This window comes from Pseudarthrobacter sulfonivorans (assembly GCF_031454915.1).
In the GTDB taxonomy this organism is placed as follows: Bacteria; Actinomycetota; Actinomycetes; order Actinomycetales; family Micrococcaceae; genus Arthrobacter; species Arthrobacter sulfonivorans_C.
Genome location: NZ_JAVDRS010000004.1, coordinates 136,475 through 160,532 on the forward strand (window position 1 = coordinate 136,475; position 24,058 = coordinate 160,532).

A 24,058-nucleotide genomic window follows, 5' to 3' on the forward strand; every position below is an offset into this window, starting at 1 on the left:
CGACGTGGCTAGCCCCGGTTCCGTTCCAAAGCCTGGCCGATGATCCGGGCGCCCTCGGGGAAGGCGCCCGGGTTGGACCCCGAGTAATTGAGGCGGATAAACGCGCCGGCGGGTTCTGCCGGGAACCATTCGCGCCCGGCGGCGATGATGACCCCGGCGCTTTCGCAGTCGCGGGTCAGCCGGTCAAGGTCGGTTCCGTCGGGCAGCCGCGCCCAGAGGTTCAGCCCGCCCTTGGGGACCTGCTCTATGTGAGCCTGCGGTGCGTGTTCTCGCATGCTGGTGACCAACAGGTCACGCCGCGACTGGAGCTGGTGGCGGAGGCTGCGCAGGTGCGTCTGCCACCCGGGCTGCGTCACGACGTCGAGCGCTGCCGCCTGGAGCAGGCCGCTGACGTACATCGACTCGGCGGCCCGGTCCGCCAGGATGCGCTCACGGGCGGGCCCGCGCGCGATGACCGCGGCGATGCGGATGGCCGGAGACACACTCTTGGTCAGCGAGCGCAGGTACACCACATGGCCGGAATCGTCGCGGGAGGCCACGGGCACGGGGCTGGTGGTGATGCCGAAGTCGTGCGCCCAATCGTCCTCCACCAGGAATGCACCTTTCGCCCGCACTACCTCCAGGACCTCCTCGCCGCGGCCCGCTGCCCACTGCACGCCGGTGGGGTTGGCGTAGTTGGGCTGGGCGTAGAACAGGCGCGCGCCGGTTTCGTCGAACGCCCGGGCCAGCTCTGCCGGGTCCGGGCCGTCGGGCCCGCTGGGCACCGGGACAACCCGGACACCAGCCTGTGCCGCCGCCAGGATGGCGCCCCAGTACGTGGGCGATTCCATCAGCAGCGGCTGCCCGCGGCCTGCGAGCGCGCTGAAGATGGAGCTGAGTCCGCTTTGGCTGCCGGGAAGTACGACGACGTCGCTCGGGTTCGGCGGAGTGGTCCCGGCCGGCGTCGAGGCACCGAGTTCATGGGCGAACCACGACTGCAGTTCCGGCAGCCCGGCGGCCGGCGGGCGGGACAGGGCTGCATCGCTGCGGGCGGCGCGGGTGAGTGCGGCGCGCACCAGCCGCTCAGGCAGGAGCTCGCGGTCCGGGTAGCCGGAGTGGAAGGAGATGGCATTGTTCGCGACGTCACGCATGGTGCTGGACGCCGAAGGCAGCGGCGCCAGCGGTGACCGCAGGGCCGCCGTCTGCCAGCCGTAGTCCGACGGGCGCGCCGTCCGGACAGCACGGACAAAGGTCCCCACGCCGGGCCGGCTCTCGATCACGCCCTGCGCCGTGAGGGTCTGCAGTGCTTTCTGGACCGTCACCGGACTGGCCTGGTGCTCGGCCACCAGTGACCGGGTGGAGGGAAGCTTGGACCCGGGTGCCGCGCTGGCGATCCATTTTTTCAGGTGCGCCACAATCCGGGAACTGCTATCGTTATTCATGAAAGACAATAGTAGCGCTACTACAATTATTCGGCCAGTGGTACTCGCTCGACGGCACACCGGAGTCTGGTTGGGCCTCGTCGGAGTAGCGGCCTTCTCCTTCACCGTGCCATTCACCAAGGTGGCCGTCGCAGGACTGGCGCCACTGTTCATCGGCTCAGGCCGCGCGGTGGTTGCCGCCATCCTCGCAGCCTTTGCCCTGGCACTTACCCGGCAGCGGCTCCCCCGCAGTGCGCAGTGGGGGCGCCTCGCGGTGGTGGCTGGCGGCGTCGTCGTCGGCTTTCCCCTGCTCACCTCATTCGCACTCACCACCACCCCGGCCAGCCACGGCGCGGTGGTAATCGCGCTGCTCCCAGCCGCGACGGCAACGGCGGCAGTCCTCCGCGGGCACGAATGTCCCCCGCTGGCGTTCTGGCTCATCACCGGCGTCGGAGCGCTGGCAGCCATCGGCTTCGCGTCCATGCAGTCCGGCGGCTTCGGGCAGCTGCACTGGGCGGACGTGCTGCTCCTCGGTGCGGTGGTGGCCGCGGCCATCGGCTACGCGGAAGGTGGACTGCTGGCCCGCGAGCTCGGCGCCTGGCAGACCGTGTCGTGGGCGCTGGTGCTGGCGTCGCCGCTGATGGTGTTGCTCGTGGCGGTTTCGGTGGCGCAGCAGCCGCCCTCCGCCAGCCCGGTCCAGTGGGCGGCGTTCGCCTACCTCGGTGTGGTCAGCATGTTCCTGGGCTTCTTCGCCTGGTATCGCGGCCTGGCCATTGGACCCATGGCGCAGGTCAGCCAGGTCCAGCTCATCCAGCCCGTGCTGAGCATCTGCTGGGCGGCCCTCCTGCTGGGCGAGGCCCTGACGTGGACCACCATCGTTGGCGGCGTCGCCGTGATTCTCTGCGCCGGTGCCGCGGTCCGCGTCCGGCTCAGGCCGGCGCCTGCCCTGCCGGCCGCCCTCCACCCAACACGATCACTCCAGCCTGCAAAGGATTAGCACCATGTACATTCCAGCCCATTTCGCAGCAGGTCCGGACGCCGTCCAGGACCTCCTCACCCGGCCGGGCGCCGCCAACCTGGTCACCATGACCTCGCGGGGCCTGCTCGCCACGCTGCTGCCGTTTGTCTACGATCCGTCGGTGGGCGAACACGGCGCCCTGCACACCCACGTGGCCCGCAACAACCCGCAGTGGTCTGAGCCTGTGATCGGGGAAGCACTCATGATCATCCAGGGCTCGGACGCCTACATTTCGCCGTCCTGGTACGCGTCGAAGGCCGAGCACGGACGGGTGGTGCCCACGTGGAACTACTCGACGGCCCACGTGTACGGCACGCTGGTGGTCCACGACAGCCCGGCCTGGCTCGCCGGCCAGGTCCGGCGGCTCACGGATGTGAACGAGGCCGGCTTGGACCACCCGTGGAGCGTGGACGATGCGCCGGAGCGCTACATCTCAGGGCAGCTGCGGGCCATCGTGGGGCTTGAACTGGGCATCACCCGGATCGAGTCGAAGACCAAGCTGAGCCAGAACCGGCCCGCCGCGGACATCGACGGCGTGGTGGCCGGGCTCTGTGCGCGGGGTCAGTCGGAGAGCGCGGCCGACGTCGAGCGGGCCCGCTGACCGAAATGCGTAACTCTTAGCTGCCGGCCAGATTCCGCGGCCCGGATTGGCGGTGGCTACGCTCGGCGGGAAGCCCAGAACTTACGCATTCCGGTGCAGGCCGGTTGGCGGCGAGGGCGGCGATGTCCCGCGGTGTGGTGCGGCAGCAGCCTCCCACGATGCGGGCACCGAGATTCCGCCAGGCACCGGCTCCGGCCGCGAGGCCGGACGGCTGGGCATTGACGGTTTCAGCGCCACCCTCTGAGGAGGGGGCCCAGGTCTTGGTGGCGGCGTCGTAGCTTTCGCCGGAGTTCGGATACGTGACCAGCGGCTTCGAGCCCGCCCCGCCCAGGGCTGCCAGGGCGGCCGGGACCAGGTGCAGCGGCACGCAGTTCACGCCCACTGCCACCACGCGTGGCTCGGACCCGCAGAGCTCCGCAACCGCAGCCAACGGGGTGCCGTCGCTGATGTGCGCGCCGTCCCGCAGTGAGAAGGAGAACCAGGATTCGACGTCGAAATCCGCTGTCAGTGCCAGCAGCGCCTCTGCTTCGGCAAAGGACGGCAGGGTCTCGCAGGCCAGGAAGTCGGCGCCCGCCTCCACCAGGGCCGCGATGCGGGGGCGATGGAAGTCCTTGAAGGCTTCGGCGTCCAGGATGTAGTCCCCTCGGTACTCCGAGCCGTCTGCGAGGTAGGCGCCGTAGGGGCCCACGGACCCGGCGATCAAAAGCGGCCCGGCCTGCGGGTGCCTGTCAAGGTGTGCGCGCCGGGCGTCCTCCGCCAGCCGGACCGAGAGCCTGACCAGCTCCAGTGCCGCGTCCACGGAAAACCCACGCTGCGCGAACCCCAGGGGCGTGGCCTGGTAACTGGCAGTAGTGGCCACGTTGGCGCCGGCGTCGAAGTAGTCCCGGTGCACGTCACGGATCAGCTCCGGATGTTCCAGCAGGACCTTCGCCGACCACAGCGGGTCATCCAGGCTGCAGCCGCGCGCCTCCAGTTCGGTAGCGAGGGCGCCGTCCGCGATGAGATGGGTTCCGGCATCCAGCAGGGAGGACAGCGTGGTGTTGCGGGGCATGGCAGGTACTCCGGGAATCGGCGGCGGTAAGGGCATTGTTCATCATAGGCAATTTAAAATGTCTTTAGCGACCAAGGCGAAGTGTGACCGCCCTGGATCCGGGCAGCTCCACTAGACTCTCGTCTATGTCGAAAACCTCCAGCATGGGCCGTGGCATACTGGCCATCCTGGCACTGGGTGCACGGCATGATGCCGGGCTTCCGGGCGGCACCGTGGCGGGGATCGCCGCGGACTTGGGCAAGGACCGCAGCCAGGTGTCCCGGAACCTCCGCACCGGTGAGCAGGAGGGTTTACTCGGCCGGACCGGCGAGCGCACCTACACCCTGGACTGGTCCATCCTGACCGACGCCCAGCAGCTGGCGGCGCAGCGGCTGCACTCAGACGGCGCCGTGGCGCTGGACCGGCTGGCCCGCGATACCGACGAGGGGTGCTTCCTGGGGGTGTTGCACGGCGCGAGCACCGTGACCATCGGCGAAAGCGTCCCGGCCAGCAGCAACCTGGTGGGCTCTTGGCTCGGCAGGCCCTACCCCGCTTATTGCAGCGACGCCGGCCAGGCTGCGCTCTGGGAGTCGTCGGAAGCCGAAGTGCGGACCGTGTTCGCCGGCGTCGACTTTGTGCGGCACGGCCCCAATACCCCGTCCGACGTCGCCGATTTCCTCGGGCGGCTGGCTGCGGCGCGGGTGCGGGGTTACTCAGTGGTGGATCAGGAAGCAGAGCCGGGGCTCTATTCGCTGGCCGTCCCCGTCAGGGATTTCAAGGGCGACGTGGCGGCGGCGCTGCAGATCGTGGGCACCAGGGCACGCCTGGAGCCGCGCCGGACCGAGTTCGCGGCGGCCCTTGTGGAGCAGGGTCTGTGGCTTGAGGCCAGGCTTGGCTATGTGCCCCGAGACAGCAACCAGTCCCCGGAAAGCTGCCAGAACTAGCGGGCGTCGTCGGACGAGCCCAGTCGCTCCGCGGCACCGCGCAGGACAGCGGCAACACCCGCAGCGTCATCGCCTACTTCGGCCCGGCGTCCAAGCACACTGAGTGCGGCCAGGACTTTGCCGCCGCCGTCACGGATGGGAACGGCGAGTTCCACGATGTCGTGCTCAAATTCCTCATCGCAGGTGATGTGGCCCCGCACCACGTCGCGGGCCATCAGCTGCCGGACCTCATCGATGGAGTGCGCGGCGCCGGGGCCGCCCACGCCGATGAAGTTCACCTCGTGGAGCAGCAGCTCCAGGGCAGGGAGGTCGTGGTCCCAGAGCAAAGCCCTGCCGGCGCCGGTGCACCAGACCGGCGTCACCATGCCCGGCGCAACAAAACTGCCCAGGCCGGCGTCGTTGCTGGAGGCGCGTAGCAGGATGGCCCGGTAGCCGTCCCGGACCGAGAGCCGTGCCCGGAGCCCCAGGGCGGAAACCAACGACTCGAGTTCGGGCTTGGCTTCGCGCACCCAGCCCGTGTTGAGCGACGCGGCAAGGCTGAAGTACCGCGGCCCGGTCCGGAACGGGCCCCGGTCCACCCGCTCCAGCAGGCCCAGATCGCACAGCTCCTGCGACAGACGCGAGACACGGCTCTGGTCCATGTCCAGCTCCGCGGCCAGTTGGGAAACGCCCACCAGCTGCCGCCCGCGTTTCTCCCGGTCAACCACCAGCCGGACAATCCGGAGTCCCTGCGCCAGCGATGACGCTTCAGCGGACGAATCCACGCTTTGTTGCCCCTCCCGGCCGGTGACTACGCCCTATTCTTCCACGGCTTCTTCCACGGCGACCCGGGCGGTTACGCAGGTGACCCGGGGCCGGTTAGTGGACTGCCGCCGTCGACCTTTTGCGGCCGTGCCGGAAGTAGAAGTACGCGTAGCAGCCTGCAACAAACGGGATGCCGAAGTAGAGGGCGGCCACCTGGTTGGGGTCCAGGGCGATGCCCACCAGCGAGATGACGCACATGGTGAACGCCAGGACGGGCACCAGCGGGAACAGCGGGGCCTTGTAGGCCAGGGCCGAGACGTCGCCGCCGCCACGCACGAAGGCGCGCCGGTGGAAATAGTGCGAGGCGGTGATGGACATCCACACCCCCACCACGGCGAATCCAGCCACGGATACCAGCACCAGGTACACCGTTTCAGGGGCCACCACGCTGCTGATTAGCGACGCGATGCCGCCCACCATGCTCACGGACAGGGCGATCAGCGGGATGCCGTGGCGCGTGAGCCGCCGGAAGGCCTGGGGCGCGTGGCCCTCGTCGGCCAGGGAGTAGAGCATCCTGGCGCAGGAGAAGAGGCCGCTGTTGCCGGCGGAGAGCAGCGCGGTGATGATGACGAAGTTCATGATGTCTGCCGCGAACGGGATCCCGTTGGCGGAGAAGACCGTGACGAACGGGCTCTTGTCCAGCCCCACCTCGGTATACGGGATGGTCGCCGCTATGACGGCGATGGCGCCGACGAAGAAAATCAGCAGCCGGATCACCGTGGTGCGCATGGCTTTGGGGATGCTGGTGGCAGGGTCCTTGGTTTCGCCCGCTGCCACGCCGATCAGTTCCGAACCGGAGAAGGCGTAGAACACGGCGAGCACGGTGACCAGGACGCCGGTGAAGCCGTTGGGGAACAGACCGCCCGCCGTATTGAAGTTCTCGAAGAGGAACGGGTGGCTGCCGCCGTCGCTGAGTGGACGGAAGCCGAACAGCGCGGCGCCGCCGAGGACGATCAGGCCGATGATGGCACTCACCTTGATGATGGCGAACCAGAATTCGGACTCACCAAAAAACTTGGCGGACACCGCGTTGAAGCCGAACAGCACGGCAGCGAAAATCAGGCACCAGACCCACACATCAACGTCCGGGAACCAGCGCTGCATCAGCAGACCGGACGCAGTGAACTCTGATCCTATGGCCACCGCCCAGCACAGCCAGTACAGCCAGGCCGTGGCGAAGCCGGTGGCGGGCCCGATGGAGCGGGCAGCATAAATGTGGAACGCGCCGGACACCGGGTACGCGATGGCCAGCTCACCCAGGCACGCCATAACCAGGTAGACCACAAACGCGCCCACCAGGTAGGCGAGCACCGCGCCCAGCGGACCGGCCTGGGAGATGGTGTAGCCCGAACTGAGGAACAGGCCGGACCCGATGACGCCGCCCATCGCGATCATCACCAGGTGCCTGGCGCCCATGGATCTCCGCAGCCCGGGTTGGGCCGGCGCTGGCCCGGCGGGCGTCGCGTCGAGCGTCAGGGGTGATGGGGATTCCACGGGCGTCTCCAGGAGGGGTGGTCAGCAGGTGTGCGGCAAATGGGCGCACTCCCCTGCCCGTCCCGGGTCACGAAGATATGCACGTCAACAGAGAGAAATTAGCACAATCACCGAATTTCGCTCGTTAAAATCATGCCCACTTGTTCATATTGCACGCTTGTTACCCCGGGTGACCCGCTACCGGATGGAAACTCAGCCGGCCACCAGCGCTTCGCTGGCCTCCCACAGACCCTGCGCCAGCTCGGCGTCGTAGGCCTGCGCGTTGGCCTTGGCCAGAGCACGTTTGGCGTAGTAGGCACCGGAGATCCAGTCGGTGCCGGCTGTGCCGTTGACGAGCCAGAGGAGGGTATCGGCGCCCTGGTCCGGGGTGAGCATAAAGCGGTTGAGCAGGGTCTTGTAGGCGTGCCGCATGGGGCTGGTGGAGTCCGCCGCGAAGTTGGTGCGGACCACGCCCGGGTGGAACGCCGCCGTCGTGATTCCCTCCTCGCCGAAGCGGCGGTGGAGTTCGCTCGTGAAGAGGATGTTGGCGAGCTTGGCGGTGCCGTACGCGCGGTTGGTGGAATAGGTGTGCTCCGCGTTCAGGTCGAAGAGGTCCAGCTTGCCGAAGTTGTTGGCGCCGCTGGCGGTGTTGATGACCTTCGCGTTGCTGGCAGTCAGCACGTCCATGAGCTCTGTGGTGAGCAGGAACGGCGCTAGGTGGTTGATCTGGAACGTGGCCTCGTGGCCGTCGACCGTGAGCTGATGTTTGCCCATGATGCCGCCGGCGTTGTTGGCCAGGACGTCGATCCGCTCGTAGTCGTCCCGCAGCTGCGCGGCGAGCGTGCGGACCTGGTCCAGTTCGGCGAAGTCGCACACGAAGTAGTCGGCGTTCAGGTCTTTGGCGAGGGCCTGCGTTTTCTGCTCGGAACGGCCGACGACGACCACCCGGTCCCCTGCCTCGGCCAGTGTCCGTGCGGCTGCCGCGCCGATGCCGTCGCTGGCGCCGGTGATCACGATGGTGCGAGAGGTCAAGGGGTGTCCTTTGCTTGGGATTCAGCGCTCGGGTGGAACACGCTGCCTCTGGCACAACGACGGCGGAGCCGCCAGCGTTCCCCGGCAGCACCGCCGCTGTCCCAGCCCCGGACCTGTACCCGCCGATGACCCGGGCATATCCTGCAAAGGGACAACAAGGCCAAGCAGGAAGAGGACCACCATGGAAATGCCCAAGGCGTCCGACGAGGACAAAGAGCGGTTCCGCGCAGCCATGCCGGACCGCCCGGACGTAACCATCAAGCCGATGTTCGGCAACCTGGGCGCCTTCGTCAACGGCAACATGTTCGCCGGACTGTTCGGCCAACCATCGGCGTCAAGCTCGCCGAGGCCGACAAGCAGGAGCTCGAAAGCACAGAGCGGACTGTCCCGTTCGGCCCGCCGGAGCGGCCGATGGGCGGCTACACCGGGCTGCCGGAAATGTGGAACGCCGAGGGTGACGGCGACGACGCGCGGGCACGGGCCTGGGCGGAGAAGGCGTTTGAGTACGTCGCGGGGCTCCCGCCGAAGGAGCCCAAATCCAAGGCCGCGAAGAAGCCGTAATGCCCTCCCCCGATGGCGGCACGCCCCGCGAGGCGGACACGCTGGTGATCGGGGCCGGCCAGGCCGGCCTGGCCATGAGTTACTGGCTCACGCACAACGGTGTGGAGCACCTTCCTACGCGGCAAGGATTGCCGCGCCCGTCCAGCTGGAAACCGAGGTCACCCGGGTGACACGGAACGCTGGCGGCCACTTTGAGGTGGGGACAGGTCAGGGCCTGTGTCTGGCCCGGAACGTGGTGCTGGCCAACGGCGCCTTCCAGCAGCCCCGCGTCCCCGCGGCCGCAGAGAGCATTCCACAGCATGTCCGTCAGCTGCACAGCCACCACTACCGCAATCCGCAGCAACTGCCCGGCGGCGCTGTCCTGGTGGTGGGGACGGGCCAGTCGGGCGGCCAGATCACCGAGGACCTGCTCGACGCCGGGCGTGAGGTACACCTGTCCGTATCGATGTGCCCGGAAGCGCCCCGGCGATACCGCGGCCAGGATGTCTTCCACTGGATCATGCAGGTCAACCTGCACGGCCCGGAACATGGCATCAATGGCCTCATGACAGACCACCTTCCTTCGCCGGCCGCACGATTTATGTGCAATCCGCTGCTTTCGGGCAACGACGGCGGGCACACCATCCGCCTGCGGGATCTGGGACGCCGGGGCGTCCGGCTGCACGGGCACCTGGAGGCAGCCGACGACGGCAATCTCATCTTCAGCGATGATCTCCCCGAGCGCCTGGCCATGGTGGAGGCCGGGTTTGGGCAGCGGCTGAAGCTGATGGCGGACGCCTACATCGCCGCGGCGGGCATCAGCGCACCGGAGGCCGAACCTCCCCCGCCGGACGATTGGCTTCCTGACACGTCAGGCCCGCGCCTCGACCTGGCAGCCGAAAACATCACGTCCGTCATCTGGGCCACCGGGTACGGGTTGGATAACAGCCTTCTCCACATGCCCGTGCTGGATGAGTGGAATTATCCGCGCCATACACGTGGCGTCACCGAGGTGTCCGGGCTGTACGCCGTCGGATTCCCCTGGCTCACCCAGTACCTTTCGGCTCTTCCCGGAGTGGGCCCGGACGCCAGGTTCATTGCGGAGCACATCGCTGGCGGCCGGGCTCAGGACTGAGATCAGCCCCGCTAACCCGCTATCCCGGCGAGCCCAAAGATTGCCGCCGCGATGGCGAAGCCCATCACGCCGATGAGCGTTTCCATGACGGTCCAGGTCTTCAGCGTGGTCTTCACATCCATGCCGAAGAAGCGGCCCACCAGCCAGAATCCGGAGTCGTTGACGTGGGAGACCACCACGGAGCCGGCGGCCACGGCGATGACCAGGGCAGCAACCTGCATGCCGGTCAGCCCGGCGAGTGCCACGGCCGGGGCGATGAGCCCCGCGGTGGTGGTCAGTGCCACGGTGGCCGAGCCCTGGGCGATGCGCAGGATGGCCGAGATCAGGAAGCCGGCCAGGATCAGGGGGATGCCGAGGTCGCCCAGGACGTCGGCCAATGCTGCGCCGATGCCGGAAGCGCGGAGCACGCCGCCGAACATGCCGCCGGCGCCGGTGATCAGGATGACCGAGCAGACCGGGCCGAGCGAGGATTCGAGCAGCTTCTCGATGGCGCCGGCGTCCTTGCCGCGGCGGGCGCCGAGCACAAACACGGCCACCAGGACGGCGATCAGCAGGGCCACCGGGGTTTCACCGATGGTGCGCAGGATCTGGAACCACTGCTCGTTCTTGACGGTTTCGGACAGGGCGCCGGAGGAGGCCAGGGTGTTCAGGCCGGTGTTGATGAAAATCAGCACCAGCGGCAGGAGCAGCAGGCCGATAATGGTGCGGAACCGCGGCGGGTGGGATTCGGCTTCGGCGCTGGCGTGGCCAAGGATTTCCGGGACCGGGAGGACCAGCTTCTTGCCGGTCCACAGGCCGAACAGGTACGCGGTGACGTACCAGGTGGGGATGGCCGTGATGAGGCCGGCGATCAGGACCAACCCGATGTTGGCGTCGAAGAACGCGGCGGCGGAGACGGGGCCCGGGTGCGGCGGCAGGAAGATGTGCATCACGGAGAACGCACCGGCGGCGGGGAGGCCGTAGCGCAGCACTCCCCCGCCCAGGCGGTGGGCCACGGCGAAGACCACGGGCAGCATGACCACCAGCCCGGCGTCAAAGAAGATGGGGAAGCCGAAGATCAGGGACGCCAGGCCGAGGGCGAACGGGGCCCGCTTTTCGCCGAAGATGCCAATCAGGTAGTCGGCCAGGACCTTGGCGCCGCCGCTGGTTTCCACAATGCGGCCCAGCATTGCACCCAGGCCCACCAGGAGTGCCACGGTGCCAAGGGTGGTCCCGAAGCCGTCGATCAGCACTGGCACCACCTTGTTGGCCGGGATGCCGGTGGCGAATGCCGTCGCGAGGCTGATCAGGATCAGCGCAACCAGGGCATGCATCCGGAGCTTGATGATCAGGAACAGCAGGGCGACGATTGCGGCCGCGGCGATGAGCAGCAGGGGGGCTGCGCCCATCGTCTGGGTCCATCCTTCGATGGTCATGGTTCTCCTTTGAAACAGAACTTAGGGGTTGGGGAAAAACGGGGCGGCCCAGCGGGCCCGGGTTCAGGAGGCGCTGGCCGCGGGTTCCGCGGAAACCTTGAGGACCGCGATGACGGCGGCGACGATCTCCTCCGGGGGCAGGGAGATGTCCAGGCGGAGGCTGCCGGCGGCGAGTTCATCGCCGGTCAGGGGTTCCAGGGTGGCCAACTGGCTGGGGAGGAGGGTGGGCGGCATGAAGTGGCCCTCGCGGCCCTGCATGCGCTGGCTGATCAGGTCCGCGCCGCCGTCGAGGTGGATGAACAGCACGCGGCCTTGCGCCTCTGAGAGGAGCCGGCGGTAGGTCTGCTTGAGCGCGGAGCAGGTGAGCACAGTGCTGTGGCCGGCCGCCGCCTGGGCGGTCATCCAGTCCCGGATCTCCTGCAGCCAGGGCCAGCGGTCCTCGTCCTGCAGGGGAATGCCCTGGGTCATTTTGCTGATATTGGACTGCGGGTGGAATTCGTCCGCCTCGGCGCAGGCCCAGCCAAGCTGCTGGGAGAGGGCTGCGGCGATGGTGGACTTGCCGGATCCGGCAACGCCCATGACCACCAGATGTGTGGCTTGATACTGCATTGTTTACCTCCGAAGAAGACGTCTTTGGCTTAGGGAAGAAGCTCGTCGTACACGTCACACTGAAGTGCGCCGGAAAATAAGGTATCACCATTTCGTTCCACAGATACTATCTTTGAGTGTCACAAGTCATACCTTTTGCTGCGCGTTAGGTAACCTGTAAGAGCGCTCCGGCGCAGGAGAGGCGGGAACAATGTCGACGGCGACAGTACAGGGCGCGGATACCGCGGACGACGGCGGGTCCTCCCCCGCGATGCACGAGCGCGTTCTCGAGGCGGTGGGTATAGCGATCGCGTCCTCAAGCCTTCCTCCCGGAAGCCGGCTCACGCTCGAGGGCCTCCAGCACGAGTACGGGATTTCACGCACCGTTGCGCGGGACACCATGAAGGTCCTCGAATCCATGAACCTCGTCTATTCGCGCAGGCGGGTGGGCATCGTGGTGCAGGAACGCGAACTCTGGAACGTTTTTGACCCCAAACTGGTGCGTTGGCGGCTCGCCTCGGACCGGCGCGAGATCCAGTACAGCAGCCTCACGGAGCTGCGCATCGCCGTCGAACCCATCGCCGCAGCCGGCGCTGCCCGCCGGGCGAGCGCCGCTGAACGGGCCAGGCTGGTTGCCCTGGCCGCCGAGCTGAGGCGGCTGGGCGAGGCCGGCGACCTTGGGGCGTTCCTGGCGGTGGACATCGAGTTCCACCGTCTGCTGCTCCACAGCTGCGGCAATGAGATGTTCGCGTCGCTGGAAGGGATGGTGGCCGAGGTGCTGACCAGCCGCACGCAGCAGGGACTGATGCCGTTCAAGCCGCGGAACGAAGCCCTGCAGGCCCACGAGGATGTTGCTGCGGCCGTGGCCCGCGGTGATGCCGTGATGGCGGAGACGGCCGTCCACCACATTCTGAATGAGGTCCGGAACGCGATGGGCCTGCACTAGCCATTCCGGTGGCTGAGCTCCGCCCAGGCCCACGGTTCCCTGTGCGGGCTTACGGGGTCACGGTGGGGGCGGGGAGAAATCTCTCTTCCCGGAGGCAGCGATCCAGGAGTAGCCTGCCATTAAGGGCTCATCCAAAGGGCTCATTGGTGTCGTGCAGACATATCTGTGAGGTGGAAAATGGCCATCACCGGAGATTCACGAATCGGGATCGACGCAAACGCCGCCCCTGTAGTACCGCGGCGCAAAGGGAACATGGTGGTCAGATGGATCACCTCCACCGACCACAAGATCATCGGGTATATGTACCTGATCGCGTCGTTTGTGTTCTTCTGCCTGGCGGGGGTGATGGCGCTGCTGATCCGCGCCGAACTGTTCGAGCCCGGCATGCAGATCCTGCAGACCAAAGAGCAGTACAACCAAATGTTCACCATGCACGGCATCGCGATGCTGCTGATGTTCGCCACGCCGCTTTTTGCGGGCTTCACCAACGTGATCATGCCCCTGCAGATCGGCGCCCCCGACGTGGCTTTCCCGAGGCTCAACGCACTGGCCTTCTGGTTCTTCCTTTTCGGTTCCACCATTGCAATGTCAGGCTTCATCACGCCCCAGGGAGCGGCGTCGTTCGGCTGGTTCGCCTACGCGCCGTTGAACAACACCACATTCAGCCCGGGCGTCGGCGGTGACTTGTGGGTCTTCGGCCTGATTCTCTCCGGTTTCGGCACCATCCTCGGTGCCGTCAACTTCATCACCACCATTATCTGCATGCGGGCACCCGGCCTGACCATGTGGCGAATGCCCATCTTCACCTGGAACGCACTGGTCACGTCAATCCTGGTGATTATGGCGTTCCCGCCGCTGGCTGCAGCATTCTTCGCCATAGGAGCGGACCGACGGTTCGGCGCACATATTTACGATCCCGAAAACGGCGGTCCAATTCTGTACCAGCATCTGTTCTGGTTCTTCGGCCACCCCGAGGTCTACATTATTGCGCTGCCGTTCTTCGGCATCGTCTCGGAGATCTTCCCGGTCTTCAGCCGCAAGCCGATCTTCGGCTACAAGGGCCTGGTCTACGCAACCATCGCCATCGCCGCACTGTCCATGACCGTGTGGGCCCACCACATGTACGTCACCGGTTCGGTGCTGCTGCCGTTCTTCGCGTTTATGACCATGCTCATTGCGGTGCCCACCGGCGTGAAGTTCTTCAACTGGATCGGCACCATGTGGCGCGGTTCGCTGACGTTTGAGACCCCTATGTTGTGGAGCATCGGCTTCCTGGTCACGTTCCTCTTCGGCGGGCTGACCGGCATCATCCTGGCCTCCCCGCCGCTGGACTTCCACGTCTCCGACTCGTACTTCGTGGTGGCGCACTTCCACTACGTGGTGTTCGGCACCGTGGTGTTCGCGATGTTCGCGGGCTTCTATTTCTGGTGGCCTAAGTTCACGGGCAAGATGCTCAATGAACGCCTGGGCAAGATCCACTTCTGGATGCTGTTCCTGGGCTTCCACGGAACGTTCCTCATCCAGCACTGGCTCGGCGTCATGGGCATGCCCCGCCGGTACGCCGACTACCTGGTGGAGGACAACTTCACCTGGATGAACCAGTTCTCCACCATTTCCGCCATGCTTTTGGGCGCCTCCATGATTCCGTTCTTGTGGAATGTGTACCTCACGTGGCGTCGTGGGGAAAAGGTGGAGGTCGACGATCCCTGGGGCTTCGGCGCCTCACTCGAATGGGCCACGTCCTGCCCGCCGCCGCGGCACAACTTCACCTCGCTCCCCCGGATACGATCAGAGCGTCCCGCCTTGGACCTCCACCACCCGGAGCTTGCCGTCCGCGCGCACGAAACCACGCACAGTGTTGCTGCGGCTGCCCTGGGTGCCGCTGATATCGGCGAAGAGGACGTGCGGAGTCCAAACCCGGATGAGTAATTCGGATACTGATTAACAAAAAAGCAGGGCCGGTCAGAAGACCGGCCCTGCTTTTGAAAATGAAACCCTAAGGCCCCAGAATCTCTAAAGAATTAGAGTGCCTGGATGTTGACGGCCTGGGGACCCTTGGGGCCCTGCTCGGTTTCGAAGGAAACCTTCTGGTTCTCTTCGAGTGAGCGGAAGCCGGAAGAGGCGATCGCGGAGTAGTGAGCGAAAACGTCCTGTGAGGAGTCATCGGGGGAAATGAAGCCGAAGCCCTTTTCAGCGTTAAACCATTTGACGGTACCAGTAGCCATTATTTTTGTCCTTCGTGAAGGTGGAGGAAAAGTCCCGACTTTCGGGTCCTCCGGTGTGGGGTGTTCAAAACCGCTACTTCAGAAAGACGCGGACTTTCGACCGCGCGTACTGCCTGAACTACCAACTGCATAAACACAACAACAAAATCAACTGTACAGGAGATTCCGGAGACCATTTACCAACCGGCGCCACCACCCGGTGGTTGAGCCTGCAGACGCCCAGGCGTAGCGTTCTCCCATGGGACCGATTCGGGCCATCCTTCTACCGGGGGCCGGCCTCCCCGCCCAGGCCGCATACGGCGACCTCATCGCAGCCCTCGGGCCAGAGGTCCAGGCAGTCGCCAAGGATCTCGAGCTCTACGCGGACAATGAGTTGCCGGCGGACTGGAGCCTGGACACAGAGATCGACGGCGTGCTGCGCGAAGCCGATGCCCGGGGATGGCACAAGTTCCATTTGACGGGCTACTCAGGTGGCGGCGCTGCAGCGCTGGCCTTCGCCGCCAAACACCCCGACAGGCTGCTCAGCCTGGCGCTGCTGGAGCCCGCCTGGGCCGGCAACTGGGACTGGAGCCCTGCCTACGCTGAGGTCCGGAAGAAGTACGACCAGCTGGAAACACTCCCGCCGGAGCAGTTCCTCCCCGCCTTCGCGAGGCTGGGAGTAAAGTCCGACGTCGTCATTCCGCCGCCGCCGGATCCCCTCCCTTCGTGGATGGCCAACCGGCCTGCTGGCATCAGGGCGTTCCTGCGGGCCTTCAGGACCTATGACCTGGAGAGGGCGCTCTTGGCTGCTTTCAGCCAGCCCGTCTTCTTCGCCCTGGGCGGCCTGAGCAATCCCGATGACTACGGCGACATTGCCACCCGGCTGTCCCGGGTCTTCTTCCCGGACTTCCATCTGGAGGTATTCCCCAAGCTCCACCATTTTGACCCGCCACACCGGATCGAACCCGCGCGGCTTGCCGAGATGCTCCGGCGCCATTGGGAGCAAGCCGAAAGCCAAGTGGTTCAGCCTGCCGAAACCCTGCCCGGTGGTTGAGCCGGTCGAATTCCGCACCGCGAACTGCGCAATCAGAGCAGCAAAATCCTGGAGCGCGTCAAGAACGGCGAGACCATCGACGTGACAAATAACGGCGAAGTGGCCGCGACGCTCATCCCGCCCTCGGCATCACCGTTCGAGCGGCTGCTTCTGGCGGGCCAGGTGCGGCGAGCCGTCAAAGGGCCTGTCGACTTCCTATCACTGCCGCGGATGCCATTCATTTGGCCGCCGCCATACGGTTGCAGTGCGATGTCATGGTGGCGTACGACGCCGAGCTGGTGGCCGCCGCCGTAGAAGCCGGCCTCAACGTCCTCTCCCCCTAGAGCTTTTGTCCAGACTGACGAGCACTTCGGGGTGCGAGAGCATCCGGGAAGGGTTAGAGGGAGGCGCCTCCGCAGATGACGTAGTTCTGGCCGGTGATGGATTTGCCGTGCGGGCCCAGCAGGAACGCGGCGAGGGCGGCGACGTCGGCCGGGTCCACCAGGGCGCCAAGGGCCGGCACGCGCACCGGAGTGGCTGCACGGCCGGGATCGTTCAGCATCGGAGTGTCGGTCGGACCCGGGGAGAGCACGTTGACCGTAATCCCCCGCGGCGCCAACTCCTGCGCCCAGGTCCGGCCGAGCCCCATCAAGGCAGCCTTCGTGGCGGCGTACTGGCTCTTGCCCGGCGACCCCGTTGAGGTGCGGCTGCCGATGAGCAGGATCCGGCCGCCGTCGGGCATTGCCGGCAGCATGGCGTTGGCGAGCGCGCTTGCGGCAGCCACGTGGACGGTGAACATCCCGGCCAAGGCCGAAGGGTCGAGGCTGCCCAGCAGCGCCGTCCGCTGGAATCCGGCGGCATGGACCAAAGCGTCCGCCGGCCCAATGGCCTCCACCACGCTGGCCAGCGATTCCGGCTTCGAGAGATCGGCCTGCTGCCACTGGAAGTTCTCCCCCATGGAGGACTCGGTGCGGCTCAGGCCGGTCACCCGCCACCCGTCGGCGAGTAAGCGTTCAGCTATCGCCTGGCCGATTCCCGAGCTCGTGCCGGTGACTATGGCGTGCTTCGGTCCGGTCATGCGTCCCCGCCGGGCGTGGTGGTGCCGTCGTACGCCCACTGCGGGTCCACCCGGACAAACTTGATGGCCTGCCGGAAGTACGTGTACGCGATGTTCAGGGCGCCGTCCGGGCCCTGGTGGATGGACGGGTAGGAGTATTCACGGTTGAGCCCGTCGCGGGAGTTGTTGGACAGGCAGTACCCATCCCCCACATCCAAGTTGCGGCGGATGGGCCATGTGCGGCCGGAGTCCTCGGAGATGGCCAGCGTCATGGGTGACCGCGGGGTGCCCCAAAAGGCACCGCGGGGCGCGCCCTCGGTGGAAACGGCTGCGCCGGGAACGGGCTCGGCGAGCTGGCCCTGCTCCTCGGCCAGGCCGTCGTCGTCGATCTCGTCATAGAGGGAGAGGCGGCGCTCGGTGTTCTCCTCTGCCCGGCTGTGGTTGTAGACCAGCGCCAAGCGGCCGTCGGCGAGCGCGGTGAACTGGATGGAGGAGTTGTTGTTGGGCAGCTCGGTGGGGACGGGCTCGCTCCAGGTGGTGCCGTCGTCGGTGGAGCGGGACTCGTAAATCGAGTCGGCCCAGCGGCTGCGGAACAGGGCCAGCAGGGATCCGTCGGCCACGGGCTGGATGTTCATGTGGACACAGCCGAGGCTGCCCGGCAGGACGGTTTCGGTCCACGTGGCGCCGGCGTCGTCGGAGATCATCACGGCGCTGTCGTCGCTGTTGCCCACCCACTTCTCACCGGGGGTGGTGATGCACCGGAAGATCGGGACGATCAGGCGGCCGGACGGCAGGACAACCGGGAGCTGGCGCACGAACACGCCGCCCGTCTCGTTGGCCGCGAACAGTGTTTCCACCGGCCCCCAGGTGCGGCCGCTGTCCGTGGAAGTACGACGGCGGACCTCGGCGGTGTCCTGGTTGCCTGCCTTCTGCGCGGTGTACAGGAGCCAGAGTGAGGTGTCGGGGGCGGTGAACAGGATGGGGTTCTGCTCCGAGCGGGTGGAGTCATCGGAGAGCTGTTCGGGTGCGGACCACTGGCTGCTGCCGGCGTCGAGGGTGGAGAACCAGATGGAGATGTCCGGCACGCCTTCCTGGGTGCCGCCGAACCAGACGCAGCCCAGCCGTCCGTCCGGCAGGGTGAGCAGGTTGGCGGCGTGGCTCTGCACGGTGGGCGCCGGAAGGTAGGCGAAGTCCGCGCCATCCGCCCGCTTCACGGTCCCGTCCGGGGTGATGTTGCTGTAGGCATTCTTGGTGGTGTTCGGCATGGTTCAGTCCTTGGTGGTAACGGCGGCCGTGGCGGCGGCGAGGTGGGCCTTGGCGATCTGTTCAAGGTGCGTGAGGTCCGAGGCGATGGTGGTGAACGTGTAGCCCTGGCTCAGCCGGAGTGCGGCCACCTCACCGGCAGGCGTGTGGATGCCGGCGGCGATGCCTGCGGAGGCGGCGGCCTCGGCGACAGTCTTCAGCGCGGCGTTGAATTCCGTTTCGATGGCGGGGTCCCCGGGGAATGCCCCGCCCACGGCGATGGCCAGGTCCGACGGGCCCACGTAGATGCCGTCCAGGCCAGGGGTGGCGCAGATTTCCTTGACGTTGGCCAGGCCGTCCGGCGTCTCGATCATGGCGAACACCAGGGTGGTGGCGTTGGCTTCGGCCGGGACCGGTCCGATCCGCAGTGCGGAGCGCATCGGCCCGTAGGAGCGGCCGCCCATGGGCGGGTACTTCGCGGCGGCCACGGCGGCTGCGGCGTCAGCCGCGGTGTTCACCAGCGGAACGATGACGCCCACGGCGCCCGCGTCCAGGGCCTTGCCGATGGCCGTCAGGTTGTTGTCCTCCACCCGGACCATGCCGACGGCGGTGTGCCCGGCGTCGATGGCCATCAGCCCGTTCAGGACGCCCGAGTAGCCGAGCAGGCCGTGCTGCGCGTCGAGCGCCACGTAGTCGTAGCCGAGCCGCCCGATGCGTTCGGTGGCCACGGGCGCGTCCAGGACCGCCCAGTAGCCCACTGCCTGCTCACGGGCGCGGATCTTGCGGGCGAATTCGAGGGCCAGTTCGGATGTCATGTGGATCTTCTACCTTCAGGTCGGGGTGTTCGGATTAGCGGTGGGGCCGGGGCGGTGTGGCGGAGCCGGCGGTGTGCGGGAAGCCTCAGCGGTTGTAGGCAGGCATCGGGCCGCGGAGCCCGGTTCCCACAGCGTCGCAGGCTTCCACGACGTCGGCGGGCAGCGGCCCGTTGGCCACGGCGGCGATGTTGGCGCGGAGTTGTTCCACCTTGGAGCCGCCCAGCAGCATGGAGCCCACGCCGTCCCGGTAGGCCAGCCAGCGCAGCGAGAGTTCGGCCAGCGTGACGCCGGCGCCCTCCGCGATGCGGGAGAGTTCCCCGATGGCGTCGAACAGCTGCCGGTCCCAGTACCGCTGGGTGTACATGGCGGCCAGTTTGGAATCGCCATAGCGGCCCTCGGTGGGCTTGGCATCGAAGCTGTGCTTGCCGGTGAGCAGCCCGCCGCCCAGGGGGTTGTAGACCATGGTGTGGACCTTGTGGGTGGCGGCGAATTCGAGGTATTCCTCCTCCAGCCGGCGCGCCACCAGGTTGTAGAGCTGCTGTGCGACGACGGGCTGCGGCGCCCCCACTTCGCGGGCCACGTGGATGACATCGGCGATCTGCCAGGCCGCGAAGTTGGACACGCCCAGGGCGCCGATCTTCCCTTCGGCCACAAGCTCGGCCACGGTACGCAGGGTTTCGTGCAGCGGGGTGACGCGGTCCGGCTGGTGCAGGTAGAACAGGTCGATGCTGTCCACGCCGAGCCGGCGAAGGCTGCCCTCCACGCTGTTGCGCAGTCCGGCCGGAGACAGCGGGGAGTTATCGCCGTGGTCCGCGTGCGGCATGCCCGCCTTGGAAGCCAGGATGATGTCACCGCGGCGTTCCTTCAGGAGGCGGGACAGCATGTCCTCGGTGGCACCCCCGACGTAGGCGTTGGCGGTGTCGATGGTGGTGATGCCGGCGTCGAGCGCTTCCTCCACCATCCGCCCCGCGGTGGCTTCGTCAACGGTGTCGCCGAACGTCATGGTCCCCAGGACCAGCCGGGAGATGGGAAGTTTGAGGCCGTCCACCTGGGTGCCTTCGGGCTGCTTGCTCATGCGTTGATTCCTCGTGGTTGCGTGTGTAAGTAAGGGTGGCGATGCCGGTCAGCGGGCTCAGCGTGCCTGTGCTCAGCTTGATTGCCCGGACAGCGCCAGGGAGCGGACCAGGTGCCGCGGCTTGAGGCCAACCATGGTGGCGGGGTCCAGCGCGGCGCGGCGGAGTTTACGGGTGTAGTCCTCCTTGGGGGCGGTCAGGACGGACGCGGTGGTGCCGTGTTCAACCAGCTTGCCGCGCTGCATGACCATGACGCTATCGCTGATTTCCTGCACCACACCAAGGTTGTGCGAGATGAACACATACGTGATGCCCGTTTCGTCCTGGATGGACTTCAGCAGCCGCAGCACCTGGGCCTGGACGGAGACATCCAGGGCGCTGGTGGCCTCATCGCAGACCAGCAGTTCGGGCTTGGACGCGAGCGCCCGGGCAATCCCGATCCGCTGGCGCTGGCCGCCGGAGAACTCGGCCGGGTGCTTGTCCAGGGACCGGACCGGCAGGCCCACCTGGTCGATCAGCTTGGCGGCCGCCTTGTGCCGTTCCGCCTTGGACCGGACGCCCTGCAGCTTCAGCGGCTCGGCCACGATTTCCTGCGCCGTCATGTGCGGGTCCAGGGAACCGTACGGGTCCTGGAAGACCATCTGGAACTTGGAGCGCAGCGGCCGCAGCTGGGACTCGCTCAGAGCGGCCAGGTCCGTGCCGTCCAGATCGATGCGCCCGCTGGTGGGCGTCACCAGGCGCATGAGCGCCTTGGCGATGGTGGACTTGCCGCAGCCGGATTCACCCACGACGGCGATCGTCTTGCCCTTGTCCACGGTGAAGCTCACATCATCCACGGCGCGGAACGTGCCGCCCTTGACGTGGTAGTCGACCACCAGGTTCTCGACGGCGAGGAACGGCTTACTCATGGCTTGCTCCGGTCTGGGTCAGGGTGGGGTTGGTCGTGGCTGGGTCCGTCGCTGAAGTAGCGGCGGGCGGGGCGGCGTGGGCGCCGCGGGAGGGAGCGGGGGTTTCGTCCCACGGCCCCAGCACGGGCACGGCGGCCAGCAGGGCCCGGGTGTACTCGGTGGCGGGGTTGTCCACGATCTGCTGGACCTCGCCGGACTCAACAAACGAGCCGTCCTTCATCACGTGGATGCGGTCCGAGATGAGCCGGGCCACGCCGAGGTCGTGGGTGATCATCAGGATGCCGATACCGCGCTGTTCCTGCAGTTCCAGCAGCAGGTCCAGGATGCCGCCCTGCACGGTGACGTCCAGGGCCGATGTCGGCTCGTCCGCCACCAGCAGCTGCGGCTCACTGGCCAAAGCGATGGCGATCAACACACGCTGCAGCATGCCGCCGGAGAGCTGGTGCGGGTACTTCTTCAGCTGCACGTCCGGGGTGGGGATGTGTACCTGTTCGAGCAGCCGGATGGCGCGGGCCCGGACGGCGTCCTTGTCCTTGGCCGAGGCGGCGCCGGCGATCCGGATGGCCTCGAAGAGCTGGTTCCCGATCGAGTGGACCGGGCTGAGCGCCGTCATGGGATCCTGCGGGATCAGGGCCAGGGTCTTGCCGCGGACCTTGTTGATGGCCTTGGGGTCGGCGGTGACGTCGACGCCGTCGATCAGCACGGTTCCGGAGAGCACCGCCAGATCTTCGGGGAGGAGCCGCAAGATGCCCATCGCCGTCGTCGATTTGCCGGAACCGGACTCACCGATGATGGTGACCGTCTCTCCCCGGTGGATGCTGAAACTGACGGAATCCACGGCGCGGATAATGCCGGCGTCGGTGATCAGCTCCACCTGGAAGTCACGGACCTCCAGGAGCGGCCGGGAAGTAGCTGCGGGTTGTGCAGTCATGTCAGGCACCCTTCTTCTTGCGGCGGGGACGGTCGCGCAGGCCGTCGCCCAGGAGGTTCACGCCCACCACCATAAGGACGATGACCAGGCCGGGCAGGGTGACCATCCACCAGGAGGTGGTGATGTAGTCCTGGCCGTCTGAGATGATGCGGCCCCAGGTGGCGAAGGGACGCTGCGGCCCGGCGCCGAGGAAGCTGAGCGCCGATTCGAGGAGCACGGCCTGGGCCAGCAGGAGCAGGACTACCAGGGTGGCCTGCTTGATGACGTTGGGGATGATGTGCTGGATGAGGATCTGGATGCGGTGCAGGCCCAGGATCCGGGCTGCGGAGACGTACGGCTTTTCGCGTTCCACCAGCACCATGGAGCGGGTCAGGCGGGCCACTTCGGGCCATTGGGCGATGGCGATCACAAAGGTGATCACCGGGATGGACGGACCGAACAGGGCCACCACCAGCAGCAGCATCATGAGCAGCGGCAGGGACATCTGGGCCTCGAGGAGGCGGGAAACGATGGTGTCCACCCAGCCGCCGAAGTAGCCGGCGGCCGCGCCGAGGATGATGCCGATGGCGCCGGAAACCAGCACCGCCAGCAGGCCGATGGTCAGCGAGACCTGGCCGCCGTGCAGGACGCGGGAAAGGAGGTCGCGGCCCAGCTGGTCGGTGCCGAACAGGTGCCCGTCCGTGAACGGCGGCAGGCGCCGGGCGGCGAGGTCCTGGAAGTTGGCGTCCGGCAGCGGCAGCACCTGGGCCAGGACGATGGGGATGATCACCAGCAGGGTGCAGACGGCGCCCACCACCAGCTTCCATTTGGCGGCATTACGACGGCGGGTGGCACCTGCAGCGGCGATGTCCGCCTTGGTGACGGCGCTGGGGCTGGGCTGCCGGGCCGGTTGCCCGGCCGGTGCTCCGGCGGGGCTTGCGGTGTCGAGGCTCATGCTGTTGCCGCCTTTCCAAGACGAACGCGGGGATCAAGAAGCGGGTAGGCGAGGTCGATGACCAGCTGGACCGCCACGGCGAGAAGGGCTGTGAGGAGGACCGTTGCCTGGATGAGGGGGTAGTCGCGGGTTTCGAGGGCCCGCACAATCAGGGAGCCGACGCCCGGCCAGGCGAACACCACTTCCACCACCACCACGCCGTTGAGCATGGCGGCGAAGCGGGTGCCGAGGGCGGTGAACACCGGGATGGCCGAGTTGCCCATGGCGTAGCGCCAGGTCAGCACCGAGTTCTTGACGCCGCGGGAGCGGGCCACCGTCAGGTAGGGGGCTGCGAAGTTGGCGGTCATTTCCCGCCGGACCATCCGGGAGATCAGGGCGATCTGCAGGATGGCGATGGTGATGGTGGGCAGGACCAGGCCGCCCCAGGTGGCGAAACCGGAAGCCGGGAAGATCGGGATCAGGACGGCGAAACCGGTGAGGAGCATGATGCCGGTCCAGAAATCGGGCATGGACTGGCCGGCGATGGTCAGCACGTTGACACCGAGTTCCTTGCCGGTGTCCGGGCGGCGGGACATCCAGACGCCCAGCGGGATGGCTACTACGGCGGTGAGCAGGATGGCCGCTGTGGCGAGGGTCAGTGTGTACGGCATCCGCTCGGCCACCACCTGCATGGCCGGCGCCTGGAAGGAGTAGGACTGGCCCAGGTTGCCGGTGAACAGCTGCTGCAGGAAGATCAAGTATTGCTCCAGCACCGGCTTGTCCAGGCCGAACTGCTCCCGCACCGCGGCGAGCTGTTCGTTGCTGGCCAGCGGGCCTGCGTAGGAGACGGCAGGATCACCAGGGGCCATGCGGATGAGGATGAACACGGTGGACACCGTCAGGAACACGGTCAGCAGGCCCTGTCCCAGGCGCTTCAGGATGTAGTTCGTCATGGC

24 protein-coding genes and 2 pseudogenes are annotated in these 24,058 nt (G+C 66.9%); 10 read left to right on the forward strand and 16 right to left on the reverse strand.

The genetic code is table 11. The features are described 5' to 3' along the window. Window positions 1–8: 8 nt before the first annotated feature. Window positions 9–1,421: an aminotransferase-like domain-containing protein gene (locus J2808_RS10955; protein ID WP_309815918.1), complete on the reverse strand. Its 1,413-nt coding sequence runs from the start codon at window positions 1,419–1,421 to the stop codon at window positions 9–11. On the opposite strand from J2808_RS10955, the gene J2808_RS10960 reads away from it, so the two are divergent. Both J2808_RS10960 and J2808_RS10965 read left to right on the forward strand, forming a co-directional pair. Next, window positions 1,420–2,397, forward strand: a complete 978-nt coding sequence (locus J2808_RS10960; RefSeq protein ID WP_309815922.1) for a DMT family transporter — start codon at window positions 1,420–1,422, stop codon at window positions 2,395–2,397. The genes J2808_RS10955 and J2808_RS10960 overlap by 2 nt on opposite strands. A gap of 4 nt (window positions 2,398–2,401) precedes the next feature. Further along, the gene (locus tag J2808_RS10965) at window positions 2,402–3,019 is read left to right on the forward strand and encodes an FMN-binding negative transcriptional regulator (protein WP_309815924.1); all 618 of its coding nucleotides are present in this window, start codon (window positions 2,402–2,404) and stop codon (window positions 3,017–3,019) included. A 16-nt stretch (window positions 3,020–3,035) separates the two neighbouring features. Here the strand turns inward: J2808_RS10965 and mmuM are convergent, their stop codons facing one another. Next, window positions 3,036–4,070 (reverse strand): homocysteine S-methyltransferase, encoded by a 1,035-nt coding sequence (gene mmuM / locus J2808_RS10970; RefSeq protein WP_309815927.1) that lies wholly within the window; start codon window positions 4,068–4,070, stop codon window positions 3,036–3,038. A gap of 125 nt (window positions 4,071–4,195) precedes the next feature. On the opposite strand from mmuM, the gene J2808_RS10975 reads away from it, so the two are divergent. Next, on the forward strand, window positions 4,196–4,993 hold the full coding sequence (locus tag J2808_RS10975; RefSeq protein ID WP_309815930.1) for an IclR family transcriptional regulator: 798 nt from the start codon (window positions 4,196–4,198) through the stop codon (window positions 4,991–4,993). Here the strand turns inward: J2808_RS10975 and J2808_RS10980 are convergent. The 3 genes from J2808_RS10980 to J2808_RS10990 all read right to left on the reverse strand — a co-directional run bounded on the left by J2808_RS10980 (window position 4,990) and on the right by J2808_RS10990 (window position 8,302). Next, window positions 4,990–5,757, reverse strand: a complete 768-nt coding sequence (locus tag J2808_RS10980; protein WP_309815933.1) for an IclR family transcriptional regulator — start codon at window positions 5,755–5,757, stop codon at window positions 4,990–4,992. The genes J2808_RS10975 and J2808_RS10980 overlap by 4 nt on opposite strands. A 94-nt stretch (window positions 5,758–5,851) precedes the next feature. Next, window positions 5,852–7,291, reverse strand: a complete 1,440-nt coding sequence (locus J2808_RS10985; protein WP_309815936.1) for an amino acid permease — start codon at window positions 7,289–7,291, stop codon at window positions 5,852–5,854. A gap of 192 nt (window positions 7,292–7,483) precedes the next feature. Then, window positions 7,484–8,302 carry an SDR family NAD(P)-dependent oxidoreductase gene (locus J2808_RS10990; protein WP_309815942.1) on the reverse strand — a complete coding sequence of 273 codons (819 nt, stop codon included), beginning with the start codon at window positions 8,300–8,302 and terminating at the stop codon, window positions 7,484–7,486. 181 nt (window positions 8,303–8,483) lie between these two features. Here J2808_RS10990 and J2808_RS10995 point away from each other — a divergent pair. The 3 genes and pseudogenes from J2808_RS10995 to J2808_RS11005 all read left to right on the forward strand — a co-directional run bounded on the left by J2808_RS10995 (window position 8,484) and on the right by J2808_RS11005 (window position 9,977). Further along, window positions 8,484–8,863: pseudogene (locus tag J2808_RS10995) on the forward strand (TfoX/Sxy family protein). Then, window positions 8,863–9,033, forward strand: coding sequence for a hypothetical protein (locus J2808_RS11000; RefSeq protein WP_309815946.1), 171 nt, complete (start codon window positions 8,863–8,865; stop codon window positions 9,031–9,033). Before J2808_RS10995 ends, J2808_RS11000 begins: the two are co-directional and overlap by 1 nt. Next, window positions 9,030–9,977 (forward strand): NAD(P)-binding domain-containing protein, encoded by a 948-nt coding sequence (locus J2808_RS11005; RefSeq protein ID WP_309815949.1) that lies wholly within the window; start codon window positions 9,030–9,032, stop codon window positions 9,975–9,977. Before J2808_RS11000 ends, J2808_RS11005 begins: the two co-directional genes overlap by 4 nt. 11 nt (window positions 9,978–9,988) lie before the next feature. Here J2808_RS11005 and J2808_RS11010 read toward each other — a convergent pair whose 3' ends face one another. Both J2808_RS11010 and J2808_RS11015 read right to left on the reverse strand, forming a co-directional pair. Further along, complete coding sequence (locus J2808_RS11010; protein WP_309815952.1) at window positions 9,989–11,392, reverse strand: GntP family permease; 1,404 nt, start codon at window positions 11,390–11,392, stop codon at window positions 9,989–9,991. A 63-nt stretch (window positions 11,393–11,455) separates the two neighbouring features. Then, the gene (locus J2808_RS11015) at window positions 11,456–12,001 is read right to left on the reverse strand and encodes a gluconokinase (protein ID WP_309815955.1); all 546 of its coding nucleotides are present in this window, start codon (window positions 11,999–12,001) and stop codon (window positions 11,456–11,458) included. 190 nt (window positions 12,002–12,191) lie between these two features. Between J2808_RS11015 and J2808_RS11020 the strand changes: the two genes are divergently transcribed. Next, window positions 12,192–12,926 carry a FadR/GntR family transcriptional regulator gene (locus J2808_RS11020; protein WP_309815960.1) on the forward strand — a complete coding sequence of 245 codons (735 nt, stop codon included), beginning with the start codon at window positions 12,192–12,194 and terminating at the stop codon, window positions 12,924–12,926. A 177-nt stretch (window positions 12,927–13,103) separates the two neighbouring features. Next, window positions 13,104–14,855, forward strand: coding sequence for an aa3-type cytochrome oxidase subunit I (gene ctaD / locus J2808_RS11025; protein WP_309815962.1), 1,752 nt, complete (start codon window positions 13,104–13,106; stop codon window positions 14,853–14,855). A 92-nt stretch (window positions 14,856–14,947) separates the two neighbouring features. Here the strand turns inward: ctaD and J2808_RS11030 are convergent, their stop codons facing one another. Beyond that, window positions 14,948–15,151 carry a cold-shock protein gene (locus J2808_RS11030; RefSeq protein ID WP_024365339.1) on the reverse strand — a complete coding sequence of 68 codons (204 nt, stop codon included), beginning with the start codon at window positions 15,149–15,151 and terminating at the stop codon, window positions 14,948–14,950. Window positions 15,152–15,389: 238 nt separating this feature from the next. Here J2808_RS11030 and J2808_RS11035 point away from each other — a divergent pair, with 238 nt between their 5' ends. Continuing rightward, window positions 15,390–16,184, forward strand: coding sequence for an alpha/beta fold hydrolase (locus J2808_RS11035; protein ID WP_309815982.1), 795 nt, complete (start codon window positions 15,390–15,392; stop codon window positions 16,182–16,184). A 9-nt stretch (window positions 16,185–16,193) separates the two neighbouring features. Continuing rightward, window positions 16,194–16,292: pseudogene (locus J2808_RS11040) on the forward strand (type II toxin-antitoxin system Phd/YefM family antitoxin); the annotation flags it as partial. A gap of 268 nt (window positions 16,293–16,560) precedes the next feature. On the opposite strand, the gene J2808_RS11045 reads toward J2808_RS11040, so the two are convergent. The 8 genes from J2808_RS11045 to J2808_RS11080 all read right to left on the reverse strand — a co-directional run bounded on the left by J2808_RS11045 (window position 16,561) and on the right by J2808_RS11080 (window position 24,055). Continuing rightward, the gene (locus tag J2808_RS11045; protein ID WP_309815986.1) at window positions 16,561–17,241 is read right to left on the reverse strand and encodes an SDR family NAD(P)-dependent oxidoreductase; all 681 of its coding nucleotides are present in this window, start codon (window positions 17,239–17,241) and stop codon (window positions 16,561–16,563) included. Further along, on the reverse strand, window positions 17,238–18,485 hold the full coding sequence (locus J2808_RS11050) for a sialidase family protein (protein WP_309815989.1): 1,248 nt from the start codon (window positions 18,483–18,485) through the stop codon (window positions 17,238–17,240). The genes J2808_RS11045 and J2808_RS11050 overlap by 4 nt, the downstream gene beginning before the upstream one ends. Window positions 18,486–18,488: 3 nt before the next feature. After that, the gene (locus tag J2808_RS11055) at window positions 18,489–19,277 is read right to left on the reverse strand and encodes an HpcH/HpaI aldolase family protein (RefSeq protein ID WP_309815992.1); all 789 of its coding nucleotides are present in this window, start codon (window positions 19,275–19,277) and stop codon (window positions 18,489–18,491) included. A gap of 85 nt (window positions 19,278–19,362) precedes the next feature. Next, window positions 19,363–20,352, reverse strand: a complete 990-nt coding sequence (locus J2808_RS11060; protein ID WP_309815994.1) for an aldo/keto reductase — start codon at window positions 20,350–20,352, stop codon at window positions 19,363–19,365. Window positions 20,353–20,424: 72 nt separating this feature from the next. Beyond that, window positions 20,425–21,258 carry an ATP-binding cassette domain-containing protein gene (locus tag J2808_RS11065; RefSeq protein ID WP_309815997.1) on the reverse strand — a complete coding sequence of 278 codons (834 nt, stop codon included), beginning with the start codon at window positions 21,256–21,258 and terminating at the stop codon, window positions 20,425–20,427. Continuing rightward, window positions 21,251–22,189, reverse strand: a complete 939-nt coding sequence (locus J2808_RS11070; RefSeq protein ID WP_309816000.1) for an ABC transporter ATP-binding protein — start codon at window positions 22,187–22,189, stop codon at window positions 21,251–21,253. The genes J2808_RS11065 and J2808_RS11070 overlap by 8 nt, the downstream gene beginning before the upstream one ends. 1 nt (window position 22,190) lies before the next feature. Further along, entirely contained in the window at window positions 22,191–23,123 is a 933-nt protein-coding gene (locus J2808_RS11075; RefSeq protein ID WP_309816002.1) for an ABC transporter permease, read from the reverse strand. After that, entirely contained in the window at window positions 23,120–24,055 is a 936-nt protein-coding gene (locus J2808_RS11080; protein ID WP_309816007.1) for an ABC transporter permease, read from the reverse strand. Before J2808_RS11080 ends, J2808_RS11075 begins: the two co-directional genes overlap by 4 nt. Window positions 24,056–24,058 lie beyond the last annotated feature (3 nt).